The sequence below is a fragment of the Clostridium sp. NSJ-49 genome, assembly GCF_014287725.1.
Taxonomy (GTDB): domain Bacteria; phylum Bacillota; class Clostridia; order Clostridiales; family Clostridiaceae; genus Clostridium; species Clostridium disporicum_B.
In genome coordinates, this window is sequence record NZ_JACOOP010000029.1 from 1 (window position 1) to 24,609 (window position 24,609).

Sequence of the window (24,609 nt, forward strand, 5' to 3'; positions counted from 1 at the left end):
GTATATGCTATTAGTTTTATCCAAAGGAGCAAAAATGATACTGAAAAATTTGAGTGATATAAAAAATCTTGGCCATAAAGGCCTTGATATATAAGGGTTAAGAAATATGATTAACCCTATAATGAATAATTTATAAGGGGTGATAATATTGACGTTTTCAAAAAAATTAATAAGAAAAATTATTCCAACACTATTAATAACTTTAACATCAACATTTGCATATACTGCAAATGCTAGTGTTGTCCCAGAAAACTCTGAACTAAATTGGTATTTTGTAAATAGAGGTAAGGATACACTTCCTGAAGGTCCAAAAGAATCTGTAAATATTCTTAAAGATTATGATGCTTACTACCTAGGTGATACAGAGAGTAAAGTTATTTATTTAACCTTTGATGAAGGATACGAAAATGGTTATACTGAAAAAATATTAGACATTTTAAAGGAAAAAGGTGTTCCAGCGGCATTCTTCGTAGTAAAGCCGTATATTACTCAAAATCCAGAAATAATTAAAAGAATGGCTGACGAAGGCCATTTAGTTTGTAATCACTCTTCTCACCATCCATCAATGGCATCTATAACAGATCCTTCAAAATTCAAAAGCGAGTTTACTGAAGTAGAAGATGCCTATAGAGAAGTCGTTGGCACAGATATGCCTAAATTCTTCAGACCTCCAATGGGTAAATATTCAATTAACTCTTTAAAGATGACAAAAGATTTAGGGTATAAAAGTATTTTTTGGAGCTTTGCCTATAAAGATTGGCTAAAAGACGAGCAACCATCAGAAGAGTACGCTATGAAGAAAATTACAAACGGTGTCCACCCTGGTTGCATAATGTTATTACATGCAGTTTCTAAAACAAATACAAATATTTTAGGTGCTGTAATAGATCAAATAAGAGCCGATGGATATGAATTTAAATCTTTAGATCAACTTCCTTAAAATATTAATATAACAAACAAAAATCTCCTTGCAAAATACAAGGAGATTTTTAAACTATTAATCACATTTTCATCTACTAAGATTTTTACTTAGTATCTTTTTTATATATTGAGGATAATATTTAGTAAGTTCTGCATGACTCTCATAATGTTCTAAATCAAATTCACTCTCATAATTCAAGTTTATTAATTCATCTATAAGTGGTTTTAAGTCTGATTCAAAAGTCTCTTCCTTATCTGAATAATGAAGAAAAATCTTATTTTTATTCTCTTTATTTTTAATTAATGCCTCTTTTAATAATTCATTTAATATACTTATAGATTCTTGGTTACAATTTCCCATAATATACTTAAGAATTTCTGTATGCCCAGGTAAATTTAAATAATTACCTAAGTTATACTGTGGAGCACCAACTACAATATAAGTATCTTTTCTTCTAACTCCAAAGTAAAGTGCAGCATATCCACCTTTGCTTGACCCAATATAAAACTCTTTTTTAGGTTCTATTTTCTTACAAATATCATTAATTAAAGATTCCACATCTTTTTCTATAGCGAAATCTCTATCTTTTCCTAAATAATAAGCTCCTCTTTCATCAAACCCAAAATCATCCAAAATAAAAAGTTTATTACATTTAAATTCCTCTAAAGTCTTAATATAATTATATCTTGCCTTTTGACCAACTTTTGTACAAGCCGTAAAAACAATCAATAAATCTTTTGAGCCTTTTTTTTCTTCAAATAGGTATTTAATATTATATTTCTTACCACTATATATCCTTTGTTTGAACTTCATCAAACACTTAGTTTTTAAAAGATCTACAGCCTTTTCAACCTTTATTAGTAAACTCATATCTTCTCTCCTAAAAACCTTAGTTTAGCCTTCAAAACTCTCAACTATTTTATTTTTTCTTTCTAAAGATTCATTCATAAGTTCTTTGCACCTATCTAGAACAAAACTTACAGATTCTTTATTCTTTATACTAAAATAATTGACCTTTACATTAACTATAGCAGATTCAATAGAACTATGTAAAAGAATCGCTGCAACAATTCCATCTGATATCAAGTTTTTATTTCCATATTTTATAGCAAATTCTATATTATCATAAAATTTTATAGCTTTCTCAGCAAGTTCTAAGGGAACGTTCATAGATAATATCGTATTATCTAATATCTTTTTACCTCTTATATCTCTATCTTCTTCTGTTTCTTTAGGCAACTTATAACAATCCATAAGGTTTGTAAAAGCTTCTCTGTCCTTATCCATATAAGTTAACGACTCTTGTATAAGTTTTTTACTTTCTTCTGATAGCTCTATCATTTTTTTCTTCTCTTCTTGATTAAGACTTTCAAAAGTTTTTTTATCTATAGTAAATGAATACACCATAGAATTTAATGCAGAAGCTAAAGCTGTTACTAAAGCAGCAACACTTCCCCCTCCTGGTGATGATAAATCACTTGCTAAATCCCCTATAAACTCATCTATTTTATATTGTTTAAAATCCATAGCTAAAACTCACTTTCTTTTATGATATTTTTATACACAGATATTATCTTATCTGCAATAACATCTGGATTAAATCTATTAAAACAATCTTCTCTTAATTTTTCTGGGATAAATTTATCTTTATTCATAGCCATTTTCTCCATAGCATTAGCTAAAGCATTAATATCATCAACATTAACTATATACCCATTATCTTTAGTTATTATATCCTCTGCTCCACCATTAAAGGTTCCAATAACAGGGGTTCCACTTGCTAAAGCTTCTATATACACAACACCAAAAGTTTCATATCTAGATGGTAATACAAAAGCATCAGCCTGCTTCATCCACTTAGACACATCATGTCTTGATAATGCACCTAGAAATGTTACTTTATTACTAACTCCCTCTTTATTAGCTAACAATTCTAACCACTCTCTTTGACTGCCATCTCCACCTATAACTAATTCACAGTTATTTGTGTCTTTAAATGCTTTACTAAAACTTTTTATTAAAGTATCAAATCCTTTTTCACCTTCAAGAAAAGCTAAGGAAAAAAATATAAACTTATCATTTGGTTTTCTATCTTTTAATTGAAAATCAGAAAAATGAATTAAATTACCTATAACTTTAATATCATCACGTTTAGTTAATTCTTCTAATTCTCTCTTCAGCCCATTTCCAACTGCTATTAATTCTTTCGCAGTATTATAAGAATCAACAATACATGGAATATAGCTTTTTCTTATATAAGGACCTCTTTCAACAGATGAATGTTCTGTTATAACTAAAGGGACATTAAACTTTTTCGATAAATATGCAGCACTAATACCACCCCATAATGATGATTGTGCATGAATTATATCAATTTTACCTTCTTTTTTTTCAATCTCTTTAAACAATTTTTCCATTCTTTTATTGAATACTTTAAACATCAATGGACTTTTAGGAATAAAATTATAATTCTTATATCTGTACGTCCTTAAGTTATCCTCTATATTAAAATATAATCCACTTTTTTCTTTAACCTTATTTATTAATGTAAGTGGCCATATCTCATTATAAGCTACTGTTATTTTAACACCTTTACTTTGTAGTGCTAATGCTTGTTCTTTAAAAAAACTGCCATGAACCTTATTTCTTTCATTTGCATACCAAGAAGGTATAAACATTATATGCATATTGTCTACCCCCTTAATATTTTATTTAATCTTTCTGAAATATTTGCCCACTCATATTCTTTTAGTGGTTTAGTTAATTTATTTTCCTTAACCAACTCAATAATTTTATTTATACCTTCTATGATTTCATCTTCATTGTTATTTACAACTATACATTTATCATTATTTAATACTACATCTTTTATAGGATCATTTTCGTCTCCTAGTATTACAAATATTCTACCTTCTGCTCCAAAATAATCGTAAATTTTTGCTGGTATTTGTTTAGAATTCTTATTTCCAAATAAAAGTAACACTTCACTATTTAACATATAAGATAAAGCTTCTTTATAAGGAATTCTCGGTGATACATTTACATTTTCTACAGATTTTAATTTACTCTCTACTGATTTGTCATCTATATTCCCAAAGAATAAAATATTAAGACTGTTAAATAATTCAATATCTTTTTCTTTAATTTGATTTACAGCATCTATAAATGGATTTACATCTCTTAATTTACTAAAAATTTCACCCGCATAAACAAAATTCACTTTAAAATTATCTATTTTCTCTGGAATTCCTAAAGCTTTAATATCTCTATAAGAATTACTATCATACCCTCTAGTAAGTATGTAAGTTTTTTCTATTGGTATATTATATGTTTTAACATAATCATCTCTATTAGCTTTAGTTACAAAAATAAACCTATCTGAAAGCTCAACCACCATCTTTTCCCAACGTCCTTCGATGCTCTTTCTTATACTTCCAATACCTTCTCTTGTAGAATCTTTAAGCCAAGGATCACTCCAATATGTAACCCATGGTATATCTTTAAACTTTTCTTTTATTTTTAAAGCACATATATGGCTTGATGGTGGTTCATGCATCGAAAAAATAACATCATAATTATTCTTCTTCACTAATTCAATTCCATACTTTGATGCTCTCCTAGCCCAATTTAAGTACATATCAGGTACAGCAACTATAGCTTTTGCCTTTTTTAAATTCTTCTTTAAGAAACTACTTTTATTTGAGGCATTATTATCTTCATCTTTATTAAGAGTTTTTTTAGGCATTATCTTTTCGAAAATCTTACCTCCAGATATAATATGAAGATTAACTTTCTTATCTAGCATATTTAAAATATACTCATCATAATAAATCGAATTTTCAGGAAAATTTACTGTTAATAAATCAATTTCATTATCTTTAGCTAAGTTATTCAAATATTGTAATGTTTCTATAGACGCAGAATTATTTATCAAAGGAGAATAACAAGCAATAAATAATATCTTCATATCCTATCTAACCTCTTTTCTTATAAACTTCTTAAGCAGCATATCTAATATTTCTTTTAACTCTTTAACCCTTAGTACAATACATCCTGTAAAGAAGACTATACTACCAATAGCACCATCTATAATTAAGACCATAAAAGGATTACTAATACCTAAGAAATCATTAACTATCTTCACTATAAATATCATAATAAATGCAGATATAGTAATCTTAGATAAGCTTTTTAACATATCTCTTAAATCAATGTTTCCTATAACCTTCTTAGTGGAATAGAATAGTAAAATTGCAGTTACAGCTGACGTAATAGAAGATGCTATAGCTACTCCTAAAAGTCCAATTTTTCTCGATAATGTTATACTTAAAACTATATTAACTACAACTCCTATAACACCATTTATAGTCGTTATCTTCGTTTTTTGCATTGAAAATAGTGATGAATTTAATATATCACGTACTCCTAAAAATGGGATTTGCATTGAATAACCTAAAAGAGCTATAGATGTTAATGTAATCGCACTAGCTCCAAACTGATTTCTTCCATAAAAAGCTGTAACTATTTCTTTATTTAACAGTATTATTGCAAAAGCAATTGGAATTAATAATAGAGATATTATAACTATTGATTTGCATAAATATGTTAAAAATCCTTCATTATCACCTTCGTTTAATTTATTGCTCATAACAGGATATAATACAGATACGATCGACGTTGTAATGGCCGTATTAATAAATACTATAATCTTTTGAGCATAATCTAAAGCTGACATAGACCCTACATCTAAAGTTGAAGATATATTTAAATCAACTATCATATTTAACGAATTAGCTCCAGCTCCAATAATTACTGGCACAACTAATATCAGTACTCTTTTTATCCTCTCATCTTTTAAATTTATATGAGGAATAATTCTATAGCCTTCCTTGTAAAGGGCTGGAATTTGAACTACTACACGTAAGGCATTTCCTATTACATTAGCTACAGTTAACCCTAATATACTTATATCCTTAAATAAAACTAAATAAATTATCATAGGTAAATTTAAGAATAATCCTAAAATCGAAGGTAAAATAAACTTTTCACAAACCTGAAGCATAGAAAGAAAACAAACATTTATCGATAAAAATAATAAATTGATTAAGCTAATCTTCGTTAATGTAATCGCTAAATCCATTCTTTCTTGATCAAAACCTGTTGCTACAATCTTAACTAAATCTTTTGTAAATATAAGTCCAAATACTAAAAGCAATACCGAAATAGCTGAGAGAATGCTTATTATATTATTAGAGAATTTAAACATTTCCTCCTTACCTTTTTCGTATTTAACTTTACTTATCATCGGTATAAATACAGTTGATATTGCTAGCCCTATAATAGTAAATAGATTATCAGGAATAGAAACAGCCGCTTTATATGCATCAGTATACACTCCAGCTCCAAAATTAGATGCAACCAAGATATCTCTAACCATCCCTAAAACTCTACTAAGTAAAGTAACAATCATAACAACAAAGGTTGCTTTAAAAATTTTATTTCCCTTCATAACTTGTTCCTCTATCTTTCACAACAAGCCATAAGAACTTAGGAATACTTCCAAGCCTTTTAATTCTAAAAGGCTCTTTTATAACTCTATATGCCCATTCCATCCCTATATTAATCATCCACCTCGGTGCCCTTTTTACTTTGTCACCTATTACATCAAAACTTCCACCTACACCCATAAAAATCTTCACTGGAAGCTCATCCATATACTTAACTATAAAATTCTCTTGTCTTGGACATCCCATAGCAACAAATAATGCTAATGGCTTTTTATCTTTTATATCATTTATAATTTCATCTGCATTTTCAATATCAAAAAATCCATTTCTAGCACCAACTATTTTTACCTGTGGGTACTCTTCTAAAAGTTTATCTTTACAAGCATCTAAGCTATCCTGTGAAGCTCCTAAAAGATAAACTCCTTCACCATTCTCATTACATCTTTTAATTATTTCTTTCATTAATTCTATTCCAGCAATTTTTTCTTTTACTGGTGTTTTCAAAATCCGTCCTGAAATTTGTGTTCCTACCCCATCTGGAATAATAAGTGCTTTATTTGACTTAAAATTTTCTAATAACTTTTCATTTCTAAGTCCTGTGTATAGCACCTCTGGATTACCAGATATAACATGAACTTTCTCATAGGAAAAGACCTTATCTAAGCATTCTTTTTTAGTTCCAGAAAAAATTTTATACCCTAAAATCTCTATATATCCCTCTCTATTTTCTATCATATAACATTCCTCTTTAAATTACTTATTTTTTATAATGTTCTCTATTTGTTTAACTATTTCATCTTCAGGATTAAGCTTCTTAGCAATTTCTAAATGAAGATTAGCATTTTCCATATCTCCTATATTTAAGTAACACATTATTATATTTGTACAAATTTCTACATCCCTTGATACTTCAAAAGCTTTTTTAAATAATCCAATAGCCTTTTCATAATCTCCAATACAAGCATAGTTAAGACCAAGTTCTACTACCACCTCTAAAATACCACTTTCTCTTCTTATGCTCTCTTCTAAGTAATAAATCGCTTTGTCATAATTTTCTAGCTTTCTGAATCCTATTCCTAAATAGTAGTAAATCAATGGATTCTCATCAAACTCATTGCATAAGCTAAGTAAAATCTCTATAGATTTAGTTGGATTATTTTCTAGTAAAGCTATAGCTTTTTCATAATCAGCAATATTATTAATATCTTGATTTAAAATCTTTATTTCTTCAGTCTCTTTTCCACCTTTATTAAAATACTCATTTAATGCTACTCTCGCTGCTTCAAATTCACCTTTTTCCTTTAATATCATAGCTTTATATAAGTAACCTTCTGTTATCTTTAAAAGCCTTTCTTCTGCATACTCTATATCCCCCATAAGTATTTCACTAAATGAGCTATCCTTTTCTCTTATTGCTTCTCCTACTAATAAAAGCTTTTTATAAACATCTAAATCCTTTGAATATCTATAATAACCTTTTAGTAAAAGATATCCCTCTAAAAGCTCATCCTTTTCTATAGCTTTGCTTATTAAAGATTTTATACAAGTTTCTGTATCTTTTATGTAATCTAAAATTAGTTCATAGTCATCATTAAATCTTAAGTTTTCATCACAGCCTATAGCAGTAAACATACCTTCAATAAAACAATATATAGGAATATTCTTTAATTTTATTTCATTTTGTATATTTGAACTTATATATTTTGAATCTATTGGCATATATAATTCATTATTTTTCAATGTAACATATTCAGGGATACCTATATTTTCTTTAAATCCTTTAATATTTATCTCTAAAAATAAAAGTTTACCTAATTTTTCTTTAATCATTGCATTATAATCCATATATTACACTCCTCTAGTAGATTATTTCTTTATCATAATACATTATTCCTATAAAACTTTCAAATAAAACCATAAAGTGAATCTTTTGTTCTTTTATTTATTAACCTCTCTTAATTATCCCCAATATAGTTAACAGTCTTATTTCTTAAATTAAATAAAAGCTACCGGTTTCCCAGTAGCTTTTATTTTTAACTTCTAGTTATTTTTAAATAACTAATATAAAAATTCAGTTTTCAATTTAAACTAACTTTTCATTAACTATAGTCATAACACTTTCTTTAAATCTAGTTAATTTTTCAGCAGAATCTTCTAATCCATTACCTTTAATAGCTAGATATATTTTCATTTTTGGTTCTGTACCTGAAGGTCTTACAACAAACCATGAACCATTCTCTAGTATAAACTTAAGAACATTAGATTTTGGTAAGTTGATTACTTTTTCTGTATTATTAACTAAATCATCTTCTTTGCTTAATCTATAGTCTAGTTTAGTGTTTACCTTAACTCCGTCAACCTCAGTTAATGTTGAGTTTCTTAAAGAATCTATGCATGCAGCAATCTTTTCTTGACCTTCTTTACCTTTAAGTTCTATAGAAATTAAATCTTCTTTAAAGAATCCAAATTCTTTATATAAATCTATTAGGGCATCATAAAGACTCATTCCCTTTTCTTTATAATAAAGAGTCATTTCTGCAATTAACATAGAAGCTATTACTGCATCTTTATCTCTTACAAATTCACCTGCTAAATATCCATAGCTTTCTTCAAATCCAAAGATATATTTTTTATCTCCTGATTCTTGGAATTCTCTTATCTTTTCACCAATATACTTAAATCCTGTAAGTACATCCATCACTTCAATATCATAAGCTTTAGCTATTTCTTTTACTCCTTCAGAAGTAACTATTGTCTTTATAATAACTCCATTTTCAGGAAGTCTATTTTCTTCTTTTAATGCTGATAATATATAGTTACTTAATAATAATCCTGTTTGGTTCCCAGTTAATACTTGGTATTCACCTTTACTATCTTTAACAACTACACCTATTCTATCACAATCTGGGTCAGTTCCAAAGATTATATCTGGATTAGATTCTTTTGCCATATCTAAAGCTAATTTAAACACCTTTGGATCTTCTGGATTTGGATATGGTGCTGTTGGGAAGTTTCCATCTGGCATCTCTTGTTCTTTAACAATTTCAACATTTTCATATCCAAGCTCTTTTAAAACTCTTCTTACAGGCATATTTCCACTACCATGTATTGGAGTATATATAACTTTTAAATCCTTGGCTTTGCTAGCTACTAAATCTTTTCTTATAGTTAATGATTTAACTTCTTCTATATAAGCCTTATCAACTTCTTCTCCTATATATACTAAAAGTCCACTATTAACTGCTTCTTCATTAGTAATTATCTTGATTTGACTAAAATCTGAAACATTGTTTACTTCATTTATTATTATGTTAGCCTTCTCATCAGTTACTTGTCCACCAAATTCGTCATAAACTTTATATCCATTATATATTTTTGGATTGTGAGAAGCAGTTATAACTATTCCACCCTTACACTCTAAATGTCTAACTGTATATGAAAGCATTGGTGTAGGTCTTAAACTTTCAAATAAATATACCTTTATATTATTAGCACAAAGTGTTAATGCTGCAGATTCAGCAAATTCCTTTGACATATTTCTTGAATCATATGCTATTGCTACAGATGGATTTTCAAATGAATTATTTAAATAATTTGCAAATCCTTGTGTTGCTTTAGACACTGTATGAACATTCATTCTATTAGTACCAGCTCCTATAATCCCTCTCAATCCACCAGTACCAAAATCTAAATCTTTATAAAATCTATCTTCAATTTCTTTTTCATTAGTAACACTTCTTAGTTCTTCCTTAATTTCTTCATTTATGTCTTTTGAGTTTAACCATAAATTATACTTTTCTTTGTATCCCATACTTATACCTCCTAAATGTTATCTTGTATATTATATAACATTTTTGGAAATTTTCAAATAAAAAGTATGAGCTTTTTTAGCAATTATTGCTATAGCTCATACTCCATAATTTTATTCTGCTTCTTCTACTGCATCCATATCATCTGAAACAGTTTTTCTTTCATAACTAACTGCTGCTACAACTGAATTTAAATCATCTAAAATTGATATTTCTGATGCAACTTCTAAATCTCCAAGCTTATATACAGAACCTACTGTTCCATCACCAACATTTAGATTTATAAATTTTGGTAAAGAATCTACATTGCATTCGATTTTTACGCTATCTTTTTCCTTTTGTAATACTGTTCCTCTGCGATTTATATATTCTTCTCCAACATAGTGTATTGGTACAGATGAAACAATTTTATCTTTACCTTTTAACTCTTCTAAATCTAAATGAATAATTTTATTTGTTGCAGGGTCTCTTTGTATCTCTTTAATTAAAGCTTTATGATTTTCTCCATTTAAAAGTACATCAATTATTCCATGCTCACCAGTTGAAGATATTTCATGTATAAATTCTAAGTCTCCAACCTCAAACATTAAATTATTTATTGCTTTTCCATATAGCACTCCAGGAATATTCCCATTCTTTCTAGATTTCTTTGCACTATTTGGTATATTTTTATCTCTTATTTTCAATTCTAAATTTGACAAAATAATTCCTCCTATCAATAAAACTCTCTTGAATATTCTTAACAAAAAATCTATCTTTTATTCATTTCTTTTACGTTTATCCAAAAAAACAATATATTTCTATGAATAAATTCCTCTAATTACTGAACTTCATTCCATTCATTTAAAGTTTTATCTAATCAATCCATATAAACATTAATAAACTGAAAATTTTTTATAAAAAACTATTTATAAAATATAATGATATTTTTATTGAGTTTTTTCATCATTTTTTTCATGTAACAACTTGCAAATTTTGTACTATATTATAATTAAGATTCCAATTTTTGAAATATTTATTCTAGACAAAAATAATTTTTATGATAGAATTAAGTCGTTAAATAATTTTTCAAAGAAAGGAGGACAATATTATAGAGTTTAATTTTTATCACAAAAATAAAAAGCGCCAGAACTTAAGTGTGATAATCCTTACTAATAAATAAAATTAGTAAGATGAAAAATCGTAGATTTGGATTTTTTAAGCCGCTCAGCTTATGCCGAGTGATATAGGCGAACTGAATCTAAGATTTTCATATAAAAATTTCAGCTAAAAATCAGGTAAGTTCATCTAACTAATTAAAGATTTGTTAGATTGAATAGGAAACTCCTACTGTGTAGGAGTAAGTTCGCCTAACCAAATCAGAGATTTATTTAGGTTGTGGGAAACTCCTATACAGTAGGAGTAATTTCCACCAACTAAATCAAAGATTTAGGATCTCACTTAAGTTGACGAGGATGGGGAGTATCGAATTCTTCGGCGGGTGCCCCACGGTATCGCACTACCGTTAACAGTTAGTAAATCTATGAAGTGATTTGTAGGACAACACTAACTTGGTGTTAAAACCACCTATTGGTTTTGGATTTATAGGGATTTTATACCCTTTTTGAAAACAATAGTTATAACTTAATTATTATAAGAGAATAGGAAGGAAGATTAAATTTATGTGCGGAATAGTTGGATATGTAGGAAAAAGACAGGCTTCTTCTGTCTTAGTAGAAGGTTTATCAAAATTAGAATATAGAGGATATGACTCTGCAGGTATTGCAGTAATTAACGATGGAGAAATAGAAGTTAGAAAGTTTAAAGGTCGTCTTCAAAATCTTGCAAATAGTTTAAATGAAAAGCCTATAAACGGTAATATTGGAATCGGTCATACAAGATGGGCTACACACGGAGAACCATCTGATGTTAATTCTCATCCACACTCTAATGCTAATGTAACTTTAAGTGTTGTTCATAATGGAATAATAGAAAATTATATTAAATTAAGAGAGTGGCTAATTTCTAAAGGATATACTTTTTTCTCTGAAACAGATACAGAAGTAATACCAAATTTAATAGATTTTTATTATGATGGTGATTTATTTGATGCTGTTGTTAAAGCAACTTCAAAATTAGAAGGAAGCTTTGCCATAGGTGTTATAAATAAAAATGAACCTGATAAACTTATCGCAGTAAGAAAAGATAGTCCATTAATAGTTGGTTTAGGTGAAGATGAATTCTTTATAGCTTCAGATATTCCTGCTGTTTTAAATTACACTAGAAATGTCTATCTTTTAGAGGATAAGGAATTTGTTATTTTAACAAAAGATGGTGTAGAGCTTAAAACTGAGGAAGGCGAAAAGATAGATAAAGAAATTTATCATGTTACTTGGAATGTAGATGCAGCTGAAAAAGGTGGATATGAAGACTTTATGTTAAAAGAAATTCATGAACAACCAAGAGCTGTTAAAGATACTTTATTAGGTAAAATATCATTAAATAAAGAGATTACTCTTGATAATATAACCTTCACTAAAGAAGATCTTGAAAACTTTGATAAAATATATATAGTAGCTTGTGGTACTGCTTACCATGCTGGTGTAGTTGGTAAAACAGTTATTGAAAAACTGGCAAAAATCCCTGTAGAAGTAGATATAGCTTCAGAATTTAGATATAGAGATCCTATGATTACAGATAAAACTTTAATAATTGTAGTTTCTCAATCTGGTGAAACTGCTGATACACTTGCAGTATTAAGAGATGGGAAAAAACAAGGTGCAAGAATATTAGCAATAACTAATGTTGTTGGTTCATCTGTTTCAAGAGAGGCTGACGATGTATTCTATACTTTAGCTGGACCTGAAATCGCAGTTGCCTCAACAAAAGCATATGTAACTCAATTAGCAGCTTTCTATATTCTTGGATTATATTTTGCATCATTAAAAAACACTTTAAGTGATGAAGAGATTGAAACTATTAAGTCTGAATTATTACAAATTCCTGATAAAATAGAAAAAGCTCTTACTATGAAAGATTCATTACAAAAATTTGCATCATCACACTATAACCATAAAGATATGTATTTCTTAGGTAGAGGGTTAGATTATGCAGTTGCAATGGAAGGTTCATTAAAGTTAAAAGAGATATCTTACATTCATTGTGATGCATATGCTGCTGGAGAATTAAAACATGGTCCTATAGCATTAATAGAAAAAGATACTGCTGTTATTACTCTTTTAACACAAGAATTCTTAAAAGATAAGATGATTAGTAATGTTAGAGAAGTATCTACTAGAGGTGGTAATATATTTGCTGTCGTTAATGAAGGTGATACTATAGCTAAAGAAGTTTGTGATGATTTAGTTTATATTCCAAAAACTATAGACTTATTAACACCGCTTGTAAGTGTAGTTCCACTTCAACTTATTGCATACTATATAGCTAAACAAAAAGGTTGCGATGTTGATAAGCCAAGAAATTTAGCTAAGTCTGTAACAGTTGAGTAGTTGTTTTGTTGGAGGTATTAAAATGCACGAAGAGGTATTGAGACTTTTAAACCAATATAAAGAAACCGAAGCATTAATGAACCAATATATTAATCTTCTAAATGAAAAAGATTATGCTCAAGGTAAAATAGATTTAATTAAAACAATAATTGCTGACTTAGAAAGTTTATTAACTTTATCTAAATAGATAAAAATAGCTAGAGATAAAATCTCTAGCTATTTTCATATTTCTTTATTAAATTACAGTTGATAAAAACTTTCGTAATTCTAAATCTAAAGAGTTATCTTTTAAGTACAATAATCTATAATTTATTTCATTATCATCTTTATTTAATGAATAATAACTTACAGCTGCTTTAACTCTAATATCGTCTGGCACATTAGTAAAATCTATAATGCCTTTTTCACCTTTTAGTATTAAATCTGCGTCTAATTTTCCATCATAAAGAGCTAACACTTTAAAAAATATAAGCTCATCTTCTATATAACTTCCTCTTAAATTAATTCTATTAATTACAGTATCATAAGCATATTCTAAATTATTATCTAATAAATATTTTTTATAATATAACTCTAATAGTCTATCTACTTTTGCACTATTCTTAATTTGAGATAAGAAAGTTAAAACTCTAATAATTTCATCTTCTCTTAATGGTTTCATAATATATATTATTGAATCAATAATTTTTTGTCTTTCAATATCTCTTGCTGCAAGCTTACAAAGCAAATTAATAGCTTTAAAGCTTACTTCTGACGGCATTACAGATATCTTTAATAACTCATCAACACCATCCTCACCAAATCCATATAAAATGGTTAGAACCGCATTTTCAACCGTCCTACCCCATTGTCCTAATTCTTCATATTTCATCTTCCATCTTTGTGGTTTTGATACTCTTCCCTTTAAATAATCTTTAACATGCTCAACGTTTCTTACACCAATGGCTCTTGTAGCTTCTTTAACAGTGTCTTGTACAGAATCAAAATCTGTATAGTTTTCAATTACTTTTAAAATTTCTTCAGTGATTATATAATCTAATCTCTCTGGAGACATTTCTTCAAAGTTCTGCTCTACCTCTTTAGATTTTATTTCATCAAAACTTTCCTCTATTTTAAAATTATATTGGATGCTTTCTATTGTTTTTATTTCTTCATTTTCCCCATAACTATCTTCTTCATTTATATATTCTATTTTTTCTTCATCTTCTACTCTTTTATGTTCTTTATTTTTGAAAAAATCAAATATCCCCATCTATTTTCCTCCTATATCATTTTCACTTATAACAGAAATTCCGTTTTGAACTAAAATTTCTGCAGTAATACCTCTACCTTTTATTTTATTTCCCTTAAAAGTCCCATCATAAATATAATTAACACCACACGAAGGACTACCATCTTTTAATATAGCACCTTCTATATTAAGCTTTTTAGCAATTTCTTCAACTTCTTTTGCGCCTTTTACAAATTCTTCTGTAACATCCCTTCCATCTTTAGTTAATATTTTACCTCTTCTTTTTAATATTTCCTCAGCTTCATTATTCATTTCACTAGGAACTCTAGGAGTAGGTAATCCCCCTAATTGTTCAGGACAAATAAGTATTGCCTTACCACTTTTAAATAAATCATCGCAATATTTAGAATAATTATTACCACCATTATATTTACAATTTACACCACATAAACAAGCACTAATTAAATACATACAATATCCCTCCAATATACTACAATTATAGCATAGTCTATTTATCTTTTAAATTACATAACAATTAATTTATCCATAAAAATTGGAGCAAAGATATATAAAATCTTTACCCCAACTAGTATCTATTTTAACTCAACTATAGTTACTCCATCTCCACCTTCACCATATACACCTAGTCTATATGATTTAACATGAGGATGTCTTTTTAACATATCATTTATAGCTTTTCTAAGAATTCCAGTACCTTTTCCATGAACAACAGTAACTTCTCCTAAATTAGCCATATATGCTTCATCTAAATATTTATCAGTTCTATAACACGCTTCCTCAGCATCCATTCCTCTCAAATCTATTCTACTCTCAACAGATTTTAAATTTAACTTTACCTCTCTTTTTTTCTTTTCTTTCTTTACTGGAGTAACTTCAACTTTTCTTAAATCCTTTAGTTTAACATTTATTTTCATTATACCTGCTTCAACTTGTACTTCACCTTTATTGTCAGGCATTGAAATTACAATAACTCGTTGATTTAAAGAAGGTAAAAATGCTTCCATTCCTAGTGTAACATTTTTTAAAGGCTCTCCATTGTTTTCTCTTACTTTAATCATTGCAGCTTCTTTTTCTTCAAGACTTTCCTTAAGCTTTCTTCTTTCTGCTTCAAGCCTATTTCTTCCACCTTCTGCAATTCCCATTTTCTCAAGTTCTCGCATAGCCTTAACTATTTCATCGGCTTCATCTTTAGCTCTGCTTATTATATCTTTAGCTTCTCTTCTTGCTTCTTCATATGCCTTATCTCTAACTTTATCTAACTTTTGAAGTTTTTCTTCGTATTTCTTTTTAAGCTCTTCTGCTTCTTCTTTTATTCTCTTTGCTTCTCTTGCATCTTTATTAGCAATTATGCTCTTTTCTTGTAAATCTCTAATAAGATCTTCAAATTGAAGATTTTCTTTAGACATATAATCTTTAGCTTTTACAATTATATCTTCACCTAATCCAAGTCTTTTAGAAATTTCAAATGCATTTGACTTTCCTGGAATACCAATTAACAACCTATATGTAGGCTTTAAAGTCTCAACGTCAAACTCTACAGATGAATTCTCAACTCCTACTGTTCTAAGCGCATAACCTTTTAACTCACTATAGTGAGTTGTTGCTATAAGTCTAGTACCTCTATTTTTAAGTGTTTCAATTACCGCTACAGCCAAAGCAGCCCCTTCAGTTGGATCTGTACCTGAACCTAATTCATCAAATAACACCAATGAATCTTCATCAGCATCTTCTAAAATCGATACTATATTAGTCATATGAGATGAAAAAGTTGATAAAGATTGCTCTATGCTTTGCTCATCACCAATATCTGCAAATATTTCTTTAAAGAAACCTACTGCTGATCCATCTCTTGCTGGTATTAACAATCCACTTAATGCCATAAGGTGTAAAAGTCCAACAGTCTTTAAAGTTACTGTTTTACCACCAGTATTAGGACCAGTAATCATAAGTGTTGTGAATTCTTCCCCTAAATATATATCCGAAGGAACAACTACCTTCGGGTCAATAAGAGGATGTTTTCCTCCAATTATATCAAAGCTTCTATCCTCTCTAACAGTAGGTATTACTGCATTTAGATTTGATGCGTATTTACCTTTCGCAAAAATAAAATCTAGCTCTGTTAAAATTTTATAATTGTTCCTTACTTCTTCGATATTATCATATACTTTTGAAGAAAGTTCAGATAATATTCTTTCTATTTCCGCCTTTTCTTTAAGCATAAGTTCTTTTATTTCATTATTTAAATTAACTAAGCTCATTGGTTCAATAAACAAAGTAGCTCCAGTAGAGCTTTGATCATGTACTAATCCTGGAACGGCACCTTTATATTCTGCCTTAACAGGTATTACATATCTATCTCCTCTCATTGTATAAAGAGAATCTTGTAAATACTTAGAATTAGCTCTAACTATAGAATTAATCTTTTCCCTTACAGATGAATTTTTCTCTTTTAAACTTCGTCTTATTCCATATAAAGTTCCACTTGCCTTATCACTTATTTCCTCTTCAGAAACTATGGCATTTTCAATATCACTCTCCAACTTTCTTATCGGTGTAAGAATATATGCCAAGTCTTCTAAATGCTTATATGATATCTCATCTTCTTTTCTTTCAATATACTCTTTAAATCTCCTAGAACATCTAAGCATTCCACCAATTCTTAAAAGTTGACCAGCTGTTAAAACTCCACCTTTTCCCGCTCTTTCTAAAGCTTCTCTTGTATCAAATAACCCTTCAAATGGCGGTGCTCCTTTTCTTATAAGTATATCTAAAGCCTCATTGCTTTCTTCTAATTTATTCTTCACTTCAAATATAGACTTATATGGCGCAAGTTCGTCAACTAATCTCTTACCACTCTCTGTTATTGCATATGATCTTAATTTATCTTTAATTTTATTAAATTCTAGCACTCTTAGAGTTTTTTCTTTCATAACTCTCTCCTTATTTACCTACTTAAATTCGTTTATCTTATTATCATATTTTATTCTACTTAAAATACTAAAGATTATAAAAAGCACAGCAAAAATTATTGATATTATACTTATAATATTTTCGTATCTATTCCCAGTCTTGCTAAAAGTAGATAATACTATTAAAATCATTCCCAGCATCAATGCTATTAAAATTATATTTTTCTTCCAAAAATTTTTTAACAATGCTGTGGCATTAATTTTTTTACTTCTATCAAGACTTTTAAACCACTCATATCTTATTAATTTATTAGAATCTATCATTTCATATATACTAAAGATACATCCTATAAAAAGTAATAATATAGCAATTATTTTCATGACCATCCCTCTTACTCTATTCCTCTTCTAAATTGTCCTTTTGTATAATCTTTACTTTCAAAGTCTAAATTATTTTTATAAATATTATAAACTTTCTTAACTTCATCATAGCTTTCATCTCTAAAATCAAATCTGAATGATGTTATTCCAAATTCTTTTATAGAATCTATTTCATCAAATAAGTTTAATGGAACAGGATTTAATATATAGCTTCTACAATAAAGATCAGTCATAACTCTTAATCTTTCATTAACTCTATCAATAAGTGTAAATTTATCCTTTGAACATGCAATATTACACTTCTGTTCTGAATTTTTTCCACCAAAAGTACTTCCTATAGGACAATATTCACTTATCATTAGCTCTGGTTTGCCATAAACTATCATAGCCATATTTCCTTTTGCTTTTTTAGCAAGAGCTTTTATTTCTCCTCTATTAAGTTCTAAGCTTAAAGTAGGTAACTCTATATCCTTTTGATAAAATTTTAAGCTTTCTGAATTCATTATATTTAATTTATAATCACCAATTATATATAACTCATCCTTAAATACATTTATTATCCCTACATTAGAACTAACTATACCTTTAATATAAGGTTTAACCTTATTTATAGTTTCACATACAGAGTTAAATTCACCTTTAACTATAGTAGATGTCTTTACATAAAACCTAATATCACCTTTATATTTCTCACTAAACTCTATTAAATCCTTTGATCTCAAAGCATTTAATTCTCTACTAAATAAATCAAATGCTATATCCTTAGCTCCACATTCTATTAATGCATTTGCCTGTTCTTTTGTAATACAGCTAAATACTTCATTTATATTTTCCTTATTAATTATATTATCTTTATATATTATCTTATCAGGTCTTCTTCTTCTATAACTCTTACTTATGCTTTTAGCTATAGATTCTAACGCATCTCTTCTTAAATTATTTAAATCAGCTACTCTTAAAAATCCATCTTCAAAATTTTCAAAAACTACTTCTTCAAATTTAAAAGGAACATCTCCTGATTTTTTTAAAGCATCTTCTATTCTCTCTTTATCTAATGGTCTTTTTTCAGCCCTTTGAACGACTTCTCCTAAGAATTTGTAGTCTTTTCCATTGTAAGTAACTTCTAAATAAAAAGGTTTATCAATCTCAAATCTTACATTAGCTTTTAATGGTATCTTCTTATAAAATGGTTTTAAATATCCTTCTAATTCATCAAATAACTCTTTATTTAAGCTTTTAAATAATTCATCACCTTTTTTATAATCTATTGGAAATATTTTTACTTTATCTCCTCTTTTACCTTCTTTAATCTCATTACCATTTAAAAGCATCTTACTTAATGTAAATCCTTTATCTCTATATCTAATTCCATCACCAAGCTTAATATCCTCTTTCAGCACTACTTCACTATTATTATCAACCTTTCCTAATGGAATTCCTGCATTTTTAGGTGAATTATAGCTCATCATATCCTTGCCTGTATCTTTTTGTAAGAATGCTTTTGTAAATCCACTTCTATTAAATAATTGAAGTAACTGTCTCTTTCCAGCTTGACTATCATATTTTGAGTTAAATAAAGCTTTATCTACTGCTTTTCTATAGTTATCAACTACACCTGCCACATATTCAGCTCTCTTCATTCTACCTTCAATCTTTAATGAATACGTACCAGTATTTATAACTTCATTTACATCTTCTATAGTACACATATCTTTAGGACTTAATAGATATCCTCTTTTTTCACCAGACTTTTCACCCTTTAAAGTGTATTCCATTCTACACGGTTGAGCACATCTACCTCTATTACCACTTCTTCCACCTATAATAGAACTCATTAAACATTGTCCAGAATAACTTATACATAATGCTCCATGAACAAACATTTCTGTCTCTATAGCTAAATCTTTAGATATATATTTAATTTCATCTAAACTTAATTCTCTTGATAAAACTATTCTATGAAACCCCTTGTCTTTAAAATATAAAGCTGCTTCTCCATTGTGTACCGTTAATTGAGTTGATGCATGCAATTCAAAATCTTTAAAATCTTCTCTTACCCTCTTTAGCAAGCCTACATCTTGTATTATTAAAGCATCTACTCCTATTTCATATAAGAATCCTACATATTTTACAGCCTCATCTATTTCATTTTCCTTAAGAATAGTATTTAATGTTACATATACCTTAACGTCATAACTATGAGCATAATCTATAGCTTTAATCATATTATCATTATCAAAATTTGATGCATATGCTCTTGCTGAAAACTTATTTCCTCCAAGATATACTGCATCAGCACCTTTATTTATCGCAGCATAAAGACTTTCCATGCTACCAGCCGGAGCTAGAACTTCCACTCTTTTCATAAGAATCTCTCCTATATAATTTAAATTTACTCTTTTGTTTATTTTGTACTTATTTTGTTATATCATAAATATATTTACTTTTCCATCTTAACTTAACCATATTTCTAAAAGAAAAGCCTGTCCGCAATAGGACAGACTCTTATTTTAACAATGGATTTTTTATTTTTTTCTCTATTGCAAGGTTAAAATTTGCATCATTTAATTTTTTCTCTAAGTCTAATAATTTATATCTTGAATTTTGCAATTTGAACTTCAACTCTTTATTACTCTTTTTAAGAACTTCTTTTTCATTTTCTATACTATTTATTCTACTCTTTAGTTTTTTAATTTCATCACTATTATATTTACACTCTTCAATTTCTTTTTCCTTTAATATTACTTCATCTTTTAAAGAAACCTCTGCTTTTTTCAACTCTTCATTTTTTAAATTAAGTAAAGTAAGTTCTTGTTTTTTACCTTCTAAAGCATTCTTTAATTCTTCTACTTTTCTATCATAAGATTCTGTTAAACTATCTTTTTCATAAGCAAAATTTTGTTTTAACTCTTCTGTTTTTGTTACAAAATTCTTTTCTAATTCTTCCTTTTCAGCTTGTAACTTTTGCTTTGTTTCTTCTAATTCTTTATGCAAATTATCTATTGTACTATATAGATTATCAACTTCTTTAATTTTCTCTTCCATAGAACAAATAATACTTTTTAAATTATCAATCTCATTGTTCTTTGTTTTGTTATACTCTTCAGAATCTACCTTAACTTCTTTAAGTCTTTCTTTTAGAGCCATACACTTTTCTTCTAAAGAATTTTTTCTTTTAACTAATTCTTCATTATCTAGTTCACACTTAAAATATTCATCAGCAATATTTAAGGCTGATAATACAGCAACAGCTGTGGTACTTAGCTTATTATTATTTGCTGATATTTCTTTGAACTTACCATCAACATACTCTGCTACTGCTAGCAGATATTTTTCATTTTCTTTGCCTTTTAAATTATATTCCACACCATTTATCTTAACCGTTACCGTGTTCATGTTACACCCCTCGTTTACTATAATTACTTATATTATACCATATTAAGCTTTAAATAACTATACCTTCCTTAGTTAATACCACAGTTTAGGAGATTATTTGATAAATTTTCTTAACCTTGATATACTTTCATAGAGGTGTTTATATTGAACTATAATTTTTTATTAGAAAAATGTACTCTTTGTGTAAGAAACTGTAATGTAAATAGGCTTAATGGCCAAATAGGTGTTTGTAATTCTACTGCTTCATTAAAAATAGCAAGAGCTAAACTTCATTATTGGGAAGAGCCATGTATTTCTGGAAATAACGGATCTGGTACAGTTTTCTTCTCTAATTGTAACTTAAAATGTGTATTTTGCCAAAATCACTCTATATCACAAGAAGGAAATGGCTTAGAAATATCTATAGAAAGATTGTCAGAAATATTTTTAGAACTTCAACTTCAAGGAGCCCATAATATTAACTTAGTTACACCAACACATTATGTACCTCAAATAATTGAAGCTTTAAAAATCTCAAAAAGCAAAGGACTTAATATTCCTATACTTTATAACACTAATTCATTTGATTCATTAGAAACTATAAAAATGCTTAATGGATATATAGATGTTTATCTACCAGATTTTAAATACTTTGATGATAAATATGCAATTAAATATTCAAAGGCTCAAGGCTATAGCAAAAATACATTAGAAATCATAAAAGAAATGGTTTCACAAGTAGGTAAGCCACAATTCAAAGATGATATAATTCAAAAAGGAGTTATAGTAAGGCATTTATTACTACCTGGTCTTTTGTTTGATTCTAAGAAGGTTATAGATACACTTTATAACAACTTCGGAGATGATATATATATATCTTTTATGAATCAATACACTCCTTTACATAATGCTAAGAACTTTCCGGAAATAAATAAATCTATAAATCCTAAAATTTATGATTCACTTGTAAATTATGCAATAAGTATAGGTGTAAAAAACGGATTTATCCAAGAGGAAGGTACTAGTTCCGAAAGTTACGTTCCTAGCTTTAAAAATGAAGGAGTAAAATCTATAGATAGTTAAAGATTAATAATTAATATAAAAAGTCAGCTTTCGCTGACTTTTATAAATAAATTCTTGTTTACTAATTCTTAATTATTAATTAAACTATTCCCATCTTACTCATAACTCCATCTAGTAATGCTTTCTTTTTTTGATTTAAGTATTCCCCATAGTACTTTTCTTCTTCACCAGCAAACAATGCTTCTACTGCAACATTATCAACTTCTCTTAAAATTATCATATTAATATCTCTTCTATACGTCTTTTCTAATGTAGAGAACATTTTATTATATTCTTCAATTCCTCTTGTCTTTTTATATTTTCTTATTAATGAATCAAGACTAGTATCATACTTTTTAATCTTATAAATTATATTCTCAATAGTTTTATTTTTATTTTTTAAGAAATATTTCTCATAATCTAATTTTATACCTAATAATTCATTTATAGAGTATTCTTTATTACAAACATTAAATGTTACTTTACCTTCTTCAAAAAGTTTAGTAATAATATAATTCATTATTTTGTCATTATTACTCCACTTATCTATTATTTCTTCTTGTCCACCAACTATCTCAATAGCTTTTTTAAGTTGTCCAATTTTTTCTTCTAAAACTTTATTATTTATACTACTCATTGTCTACTCCTTAATGTCTATTTCTTCATAATAGAAATTTATTAATTAATACTTAATAGTTTTTCTTTTATATTTTACATATATTCATATATAATTACAAGTTTCTATTTATCTTTCTAAATATCATTATAATTATCACCATCTCTTTTCTAAAAAAATATTATAAACTATATATATTTTTTCACAAAGGAGAGGACAGTTTTGTTAGATTTACATCCAATTTCTTATAAAGATAAAAACTTGATAAACTACTATTCTAATTTTATAAATACATCTTCATATGAATATTCTTTTAATTCACTATATTTATGGAAAGACCTTTGTAAAACTAATTTAACTACTATTTACGATACCTTAGTAATTCAAAAATATGATGATGAAAAAGGCTTTTTCTTCATGATGCCTTATTATAAAAATGTAGAATCATTATATAAAACTTTAGATTATTTAAAATCAAACTATGAAAATTATCAATATCTATTAGGTGATATTGATAGTGATCATATTGAGCTACTAAAAAACAATTATGACTTAGAAATACTTGAAAATAAAAAATCATTTGAATATATCTATCTTACTAGTGATTTGATAAACCTTAAAGGGAAGAAGTATCATAAAAAAAGAAATCATTACAATAATTTTATTAATTTATACAACTACAATTATTCGTCTATTAATAATGAAAAAATTATTGAAGACTGCTTAGATCTTCTAAATAAATGGGAAAATAAAAAATGTATTTGCTCTAAAGAGCTATTGATAGAACCTATAGCTGTAAAAAATATTTTATATTCACTTGATGATTTATCTTTGAAATCTATAGCATTATATGTTGATAACAAGTTAGTTGGTTTTTCAATTGGAGAAAAATTTAAAGATTCAGCAATAATCCATATCGAAAAATGTAATGCAAACTATCGTGGTGTATATGCTTTTATTAATAATGAATTTTTAAAAACAAGCTTTAGTGATACTATCTACGTAAATAGACAAGAAGATTGTGGTCATGAAGGTTTGCAAAAATCAAAAGAATCTTATCACCCTTATAAAGTTTTAAATAAATATTTTATAAAAATAAAGTAGTAATTCAAAAACGAATTACTACTTTGTTTTTAAGTTAAAAGGAAACTCCTACTCACATACGTTCGTAGGAGTAAGTTCACCTTGCCAAATCTAAGATTTGGAGGCTTACTTAGCTATGCATAAATTCCGATATCCAACTTCAAGATTTGGATCGTCATTTATACTCTGTATAACTTTCACTAGC

At 27.8% G+C, this 24,609-nt stretch carries 21 protein-coding genes; 5 read left to right on the forward strand and 16 right to left on the reverse strand.

What is annotated here, in order from left to right:
* Positions 1–196: 196 nt before the first annotated feature.
* Positions 197–940: a delta-lactam-biosynthetic de-N-acetylase gene (gene pdaA / locus H8S10_RS11050; RefSeq protein WP_231071846.1), complete on the forward strand. Its 744-nt coding sequence runs from the start codon at positions 197–199 to the stop codon at positions 938–940.
* Between the two features lie 69 nt (positions 941–1,009).
* Here the strand turns inward: pdaA and H8S10_RS11055 are convergent, their stop codons facing one another.
* The 9 genes from H8S10_RS11055 to H8S10_RS11095 all read right to left on the reverse strand — a co-directional run bounded on the left by H8S10_RS11055 (position 1,010) and on the right by H8S10_RS11095 (position 10,939).
* The gene (locus H8S10_RS11055; RefSeq protein ID WP_186838907.1) at positions 1,010–1,792 is read right to left on the reverse strand and encodes a hypothetical protein; all 783 of its coding nucleotides are present in this window, start codon (positions 1,790–1,792) and stop codon (positions 1,010–1,012) included.
* A gap of 24 nt (positions 1,793–1,816) precedes the next feature.
* Positions 1,817–2,449 (reverse strand): cyclodeaminase/cyclohydrolase family protein, encoded by a 633-nt coding sequence (locus H8S10_RS11060; protein ID WP_055265914.1) that lies wholly within the window; start codon positions 2,447–2,449, stop codon positions 1,817–1,819.
* Between the two features lie 2 nt (positions 2,450–2,451).
* Positions 2,452–3,609 (reverse strand): glycosyltransferase, encoded by a 1,158-nt coding sequence (locus H8S10_RS11065; RefSeq protein WP_055265916.1) that lies wholly within the window; start codon positions 3,607–3,609, stop codon positions 2,452–2,454.
* 5 nt (positions 3,610–3,614) lie between these two features.
* Entirely contained in the window at positions 3,615–4,889 is a 1,275-nt protein-coding gene (locus tag H8S10_RS11070; RefSeq protein ID WP_186838908.1) for a glycosyltransferase, read from the reverse strand.
* A gap of 3 nt (positions 4,890–4,892) precedes the next feature.
* Complete coding sequence (gene murJ, locus H8S10_RS11075) at positions 4,893–6,431, reverse strand: murein biosynthesis integral membrane protein MurJ (protein WP_186838909.1); 1,539 nt, start codon at positions 6,429–6,431, stop codon at positions 4,893–4,895.
* Complete coding sequence (locus H8S10_RS11080) at positions 6,418–7,164, reverse strand: WecB/TagA/CpsF family glycosyltransferase (RefSeq protein WP_186838910.1); 747 nt, start codon at positions 7,162–7,164, stop codon at positions 6,418–6,420. Before H8S10_RS11080 ends, murJ begins: the two co-directional genes overlap by 14 nt.
* Positions 7,165–7,182: 18 nt before the next feature.
* Positions 7,183–8,274, reverse strand: a complete 1,092-nt coding sequence (locus H8S10_RS11085) for a hypothetical protein (protein ID WP_186838911.1) — start codon at positions 8,272–8,274, stop codon at positions 7,183–7,185.
* Positions 8,275–8,512: 238 nt separating this feature from the next.
* Positions 8,513–10,240 carry a phospho-sugar mutase gene (locus tag H8S10_RS11090; RefSeq protein WP_055265924.1) on the reverse strand — a complete coding sequence of 576 codons (1,728 nt, stop codon included), beginning with the start codon at positions 10,238–10,240 and terminating at the stop codon, positions 8,513–8,515.
* A gap of 111 nt (positions 10,241–10,351) precedes the next feature.
* Positions 10,352–10,939: a 50S ribosomal protein L25 gene (locus H8S10_RS11095; protein WP_186838912.1), complete on the reverse strand. Its 588-nt coding sequence runs from the start codon at positions 10,937–10,939 to the stop codon at positions 10,352–10,354.
* Between the two features lie 960 nt (positions 10,940–11,899).
* Between H8S10_RS11095 and glmS the strand changes: the two genes are divergently transcribed.
* Positions 11,900–13,726 (forward strand): glutamine--fructose-6-phosphate transaminase (isomerizing), encoded by a 1,827-nt coding sequence (gene glmS / locus H8S10_RS11100; protein ID WP_055265929.1) that lies wholly within the window; start codon positions 11,900–11,902, stop codon positions 13,724–13,726.
* A gap of 22 nt (positions 13,727–13,748) precedes the next feature.
* A complete protein-coding gene (locus H8S10_RS11105; protein ID WP_186838913.1) occupies positions 13,749–13,913 on the forward strand; it encodes a hypothetical protein in 165 nt (54 codons plus the stop codon).
* 48 nt (positions 13,914–13,961) lie between these two features.
* On the opposite strand, the gene H8S10_RS11110 is transcribed toward H8S10_RS11105, so the two are convergent.
* The 6 genes from H8S10_RS11110 to zapA form a co-directional block, all read right to left on the reverse strand.
* On the reverse strand, positions 13,962–14,978 hold the full coding sequence (locus tag H8S10_RS11110; RefSeq protein ID WP_186838914.1) for a hypothetical protein: 1,017 nt from the start codon (positions 14,976–14,978) through the stop codon (positions 13,962–13,964).
* Positions 14,979–15,428 (reverse strand): DUF523 domain-containing protein, encoded by a 450-nt coding sequence (locus H8S10_RS11115; RefSeq protein WP_055265932.1) that lies wholly within the window; start codon positions 15,426–15,428, stop codon positions 14,979–14,981. It abuts the gene before it with no gap.
* 122 nt (positions 15,429–15,550) lie between these two features.
* On the reverse strand, positions 15,551–17,908 hold the full coding sequence (locus H8S10_RS11120) for an endonuclease MutS2 (protein WP_186838915.1): 2,358 nt from the start codon (positions 17,906–17,908) through the stop codon (positions 15,551–15,553).
* Between the two features lie 18 nt (positions 17,909–17,926).
* Entirely contained in the window at positions 17,927–18,268 is a 342-nt protein-coding gene (locus H8S10_RS11125) for a hypothetical protein (RefSeq protein WP_186838916.1), read from the reverse strand.
* An 11-nt stretch (positions 18,269–18,279) separates the two neighbouring features.
* Positions 18,280–20,634, reverse strand: a complete 2,355-nt coding sequence (locus H8S10_RS11130; protein ID WP_186838917.1) for a U32 family peptidase — start codon at positions 20,632–20,634, stop codon at positions 18,280–18,282.
* Between the two features lie 139 nt (positions 20,635–20,773).
* Entirely contained in the window at positions 20,774–21,664 is an 891-nt protein-coding gene (gene zapA / locus H8S10_RS11135; RefSeq protein ID WP_186838918.1) for a cell division protein ZapA, read from the reverse strand.
* Positions 21,665–21,808: 144 nt separating this feature from the next.
* Between zapA and H8S10_RS11140 the strand changes: the two genes are divergently transcribed.
* Positions 21,809–22,726, forward strand: coding sequence for a radical SAM protein (locus tag H8S10_RS11140; RefSeq protein ID WP_055265942.1), 918 nt, complete (start codon positions 21,809–21,811; stop codon positions 22,724–22,726).
* A gap of 79 nt (positions 22,727–22,805) precedes the next feature.
* Here H8S10_RS11140 and H8S10_RS11145 read toward each other — a convergent pair whose 3' ends face one another.
* On the reverse strand, positions 22,806–23,342 hold the full coding sequence (locus H8S10_RS11145; protein WP_186838919.1) for a hypothetical protein: 537 nt from the start codon (positions 23,340–23,342) through the stop codon (positions 22,806–22,808).
* A gap of 201 nt (positions 23,343–23,543) precedes the next feature.
* Here H8S10_RS11145 and H8S10_RS11150 point away from each other — a divergent pair, with 201 nt between their 5' ends.
* Entirely contained in the window at positions 23,544–24,425 is an 882-nt protein-coding gene (locus H8S10_RS11150) for a phosphatidylglycerol lysyltransferase domain-containing protein (RefSeq protein ID WP_186838920.1), read from the forward strand.
* Positions 24,426–24,609 lie beyond the last annotated feature (184 nt).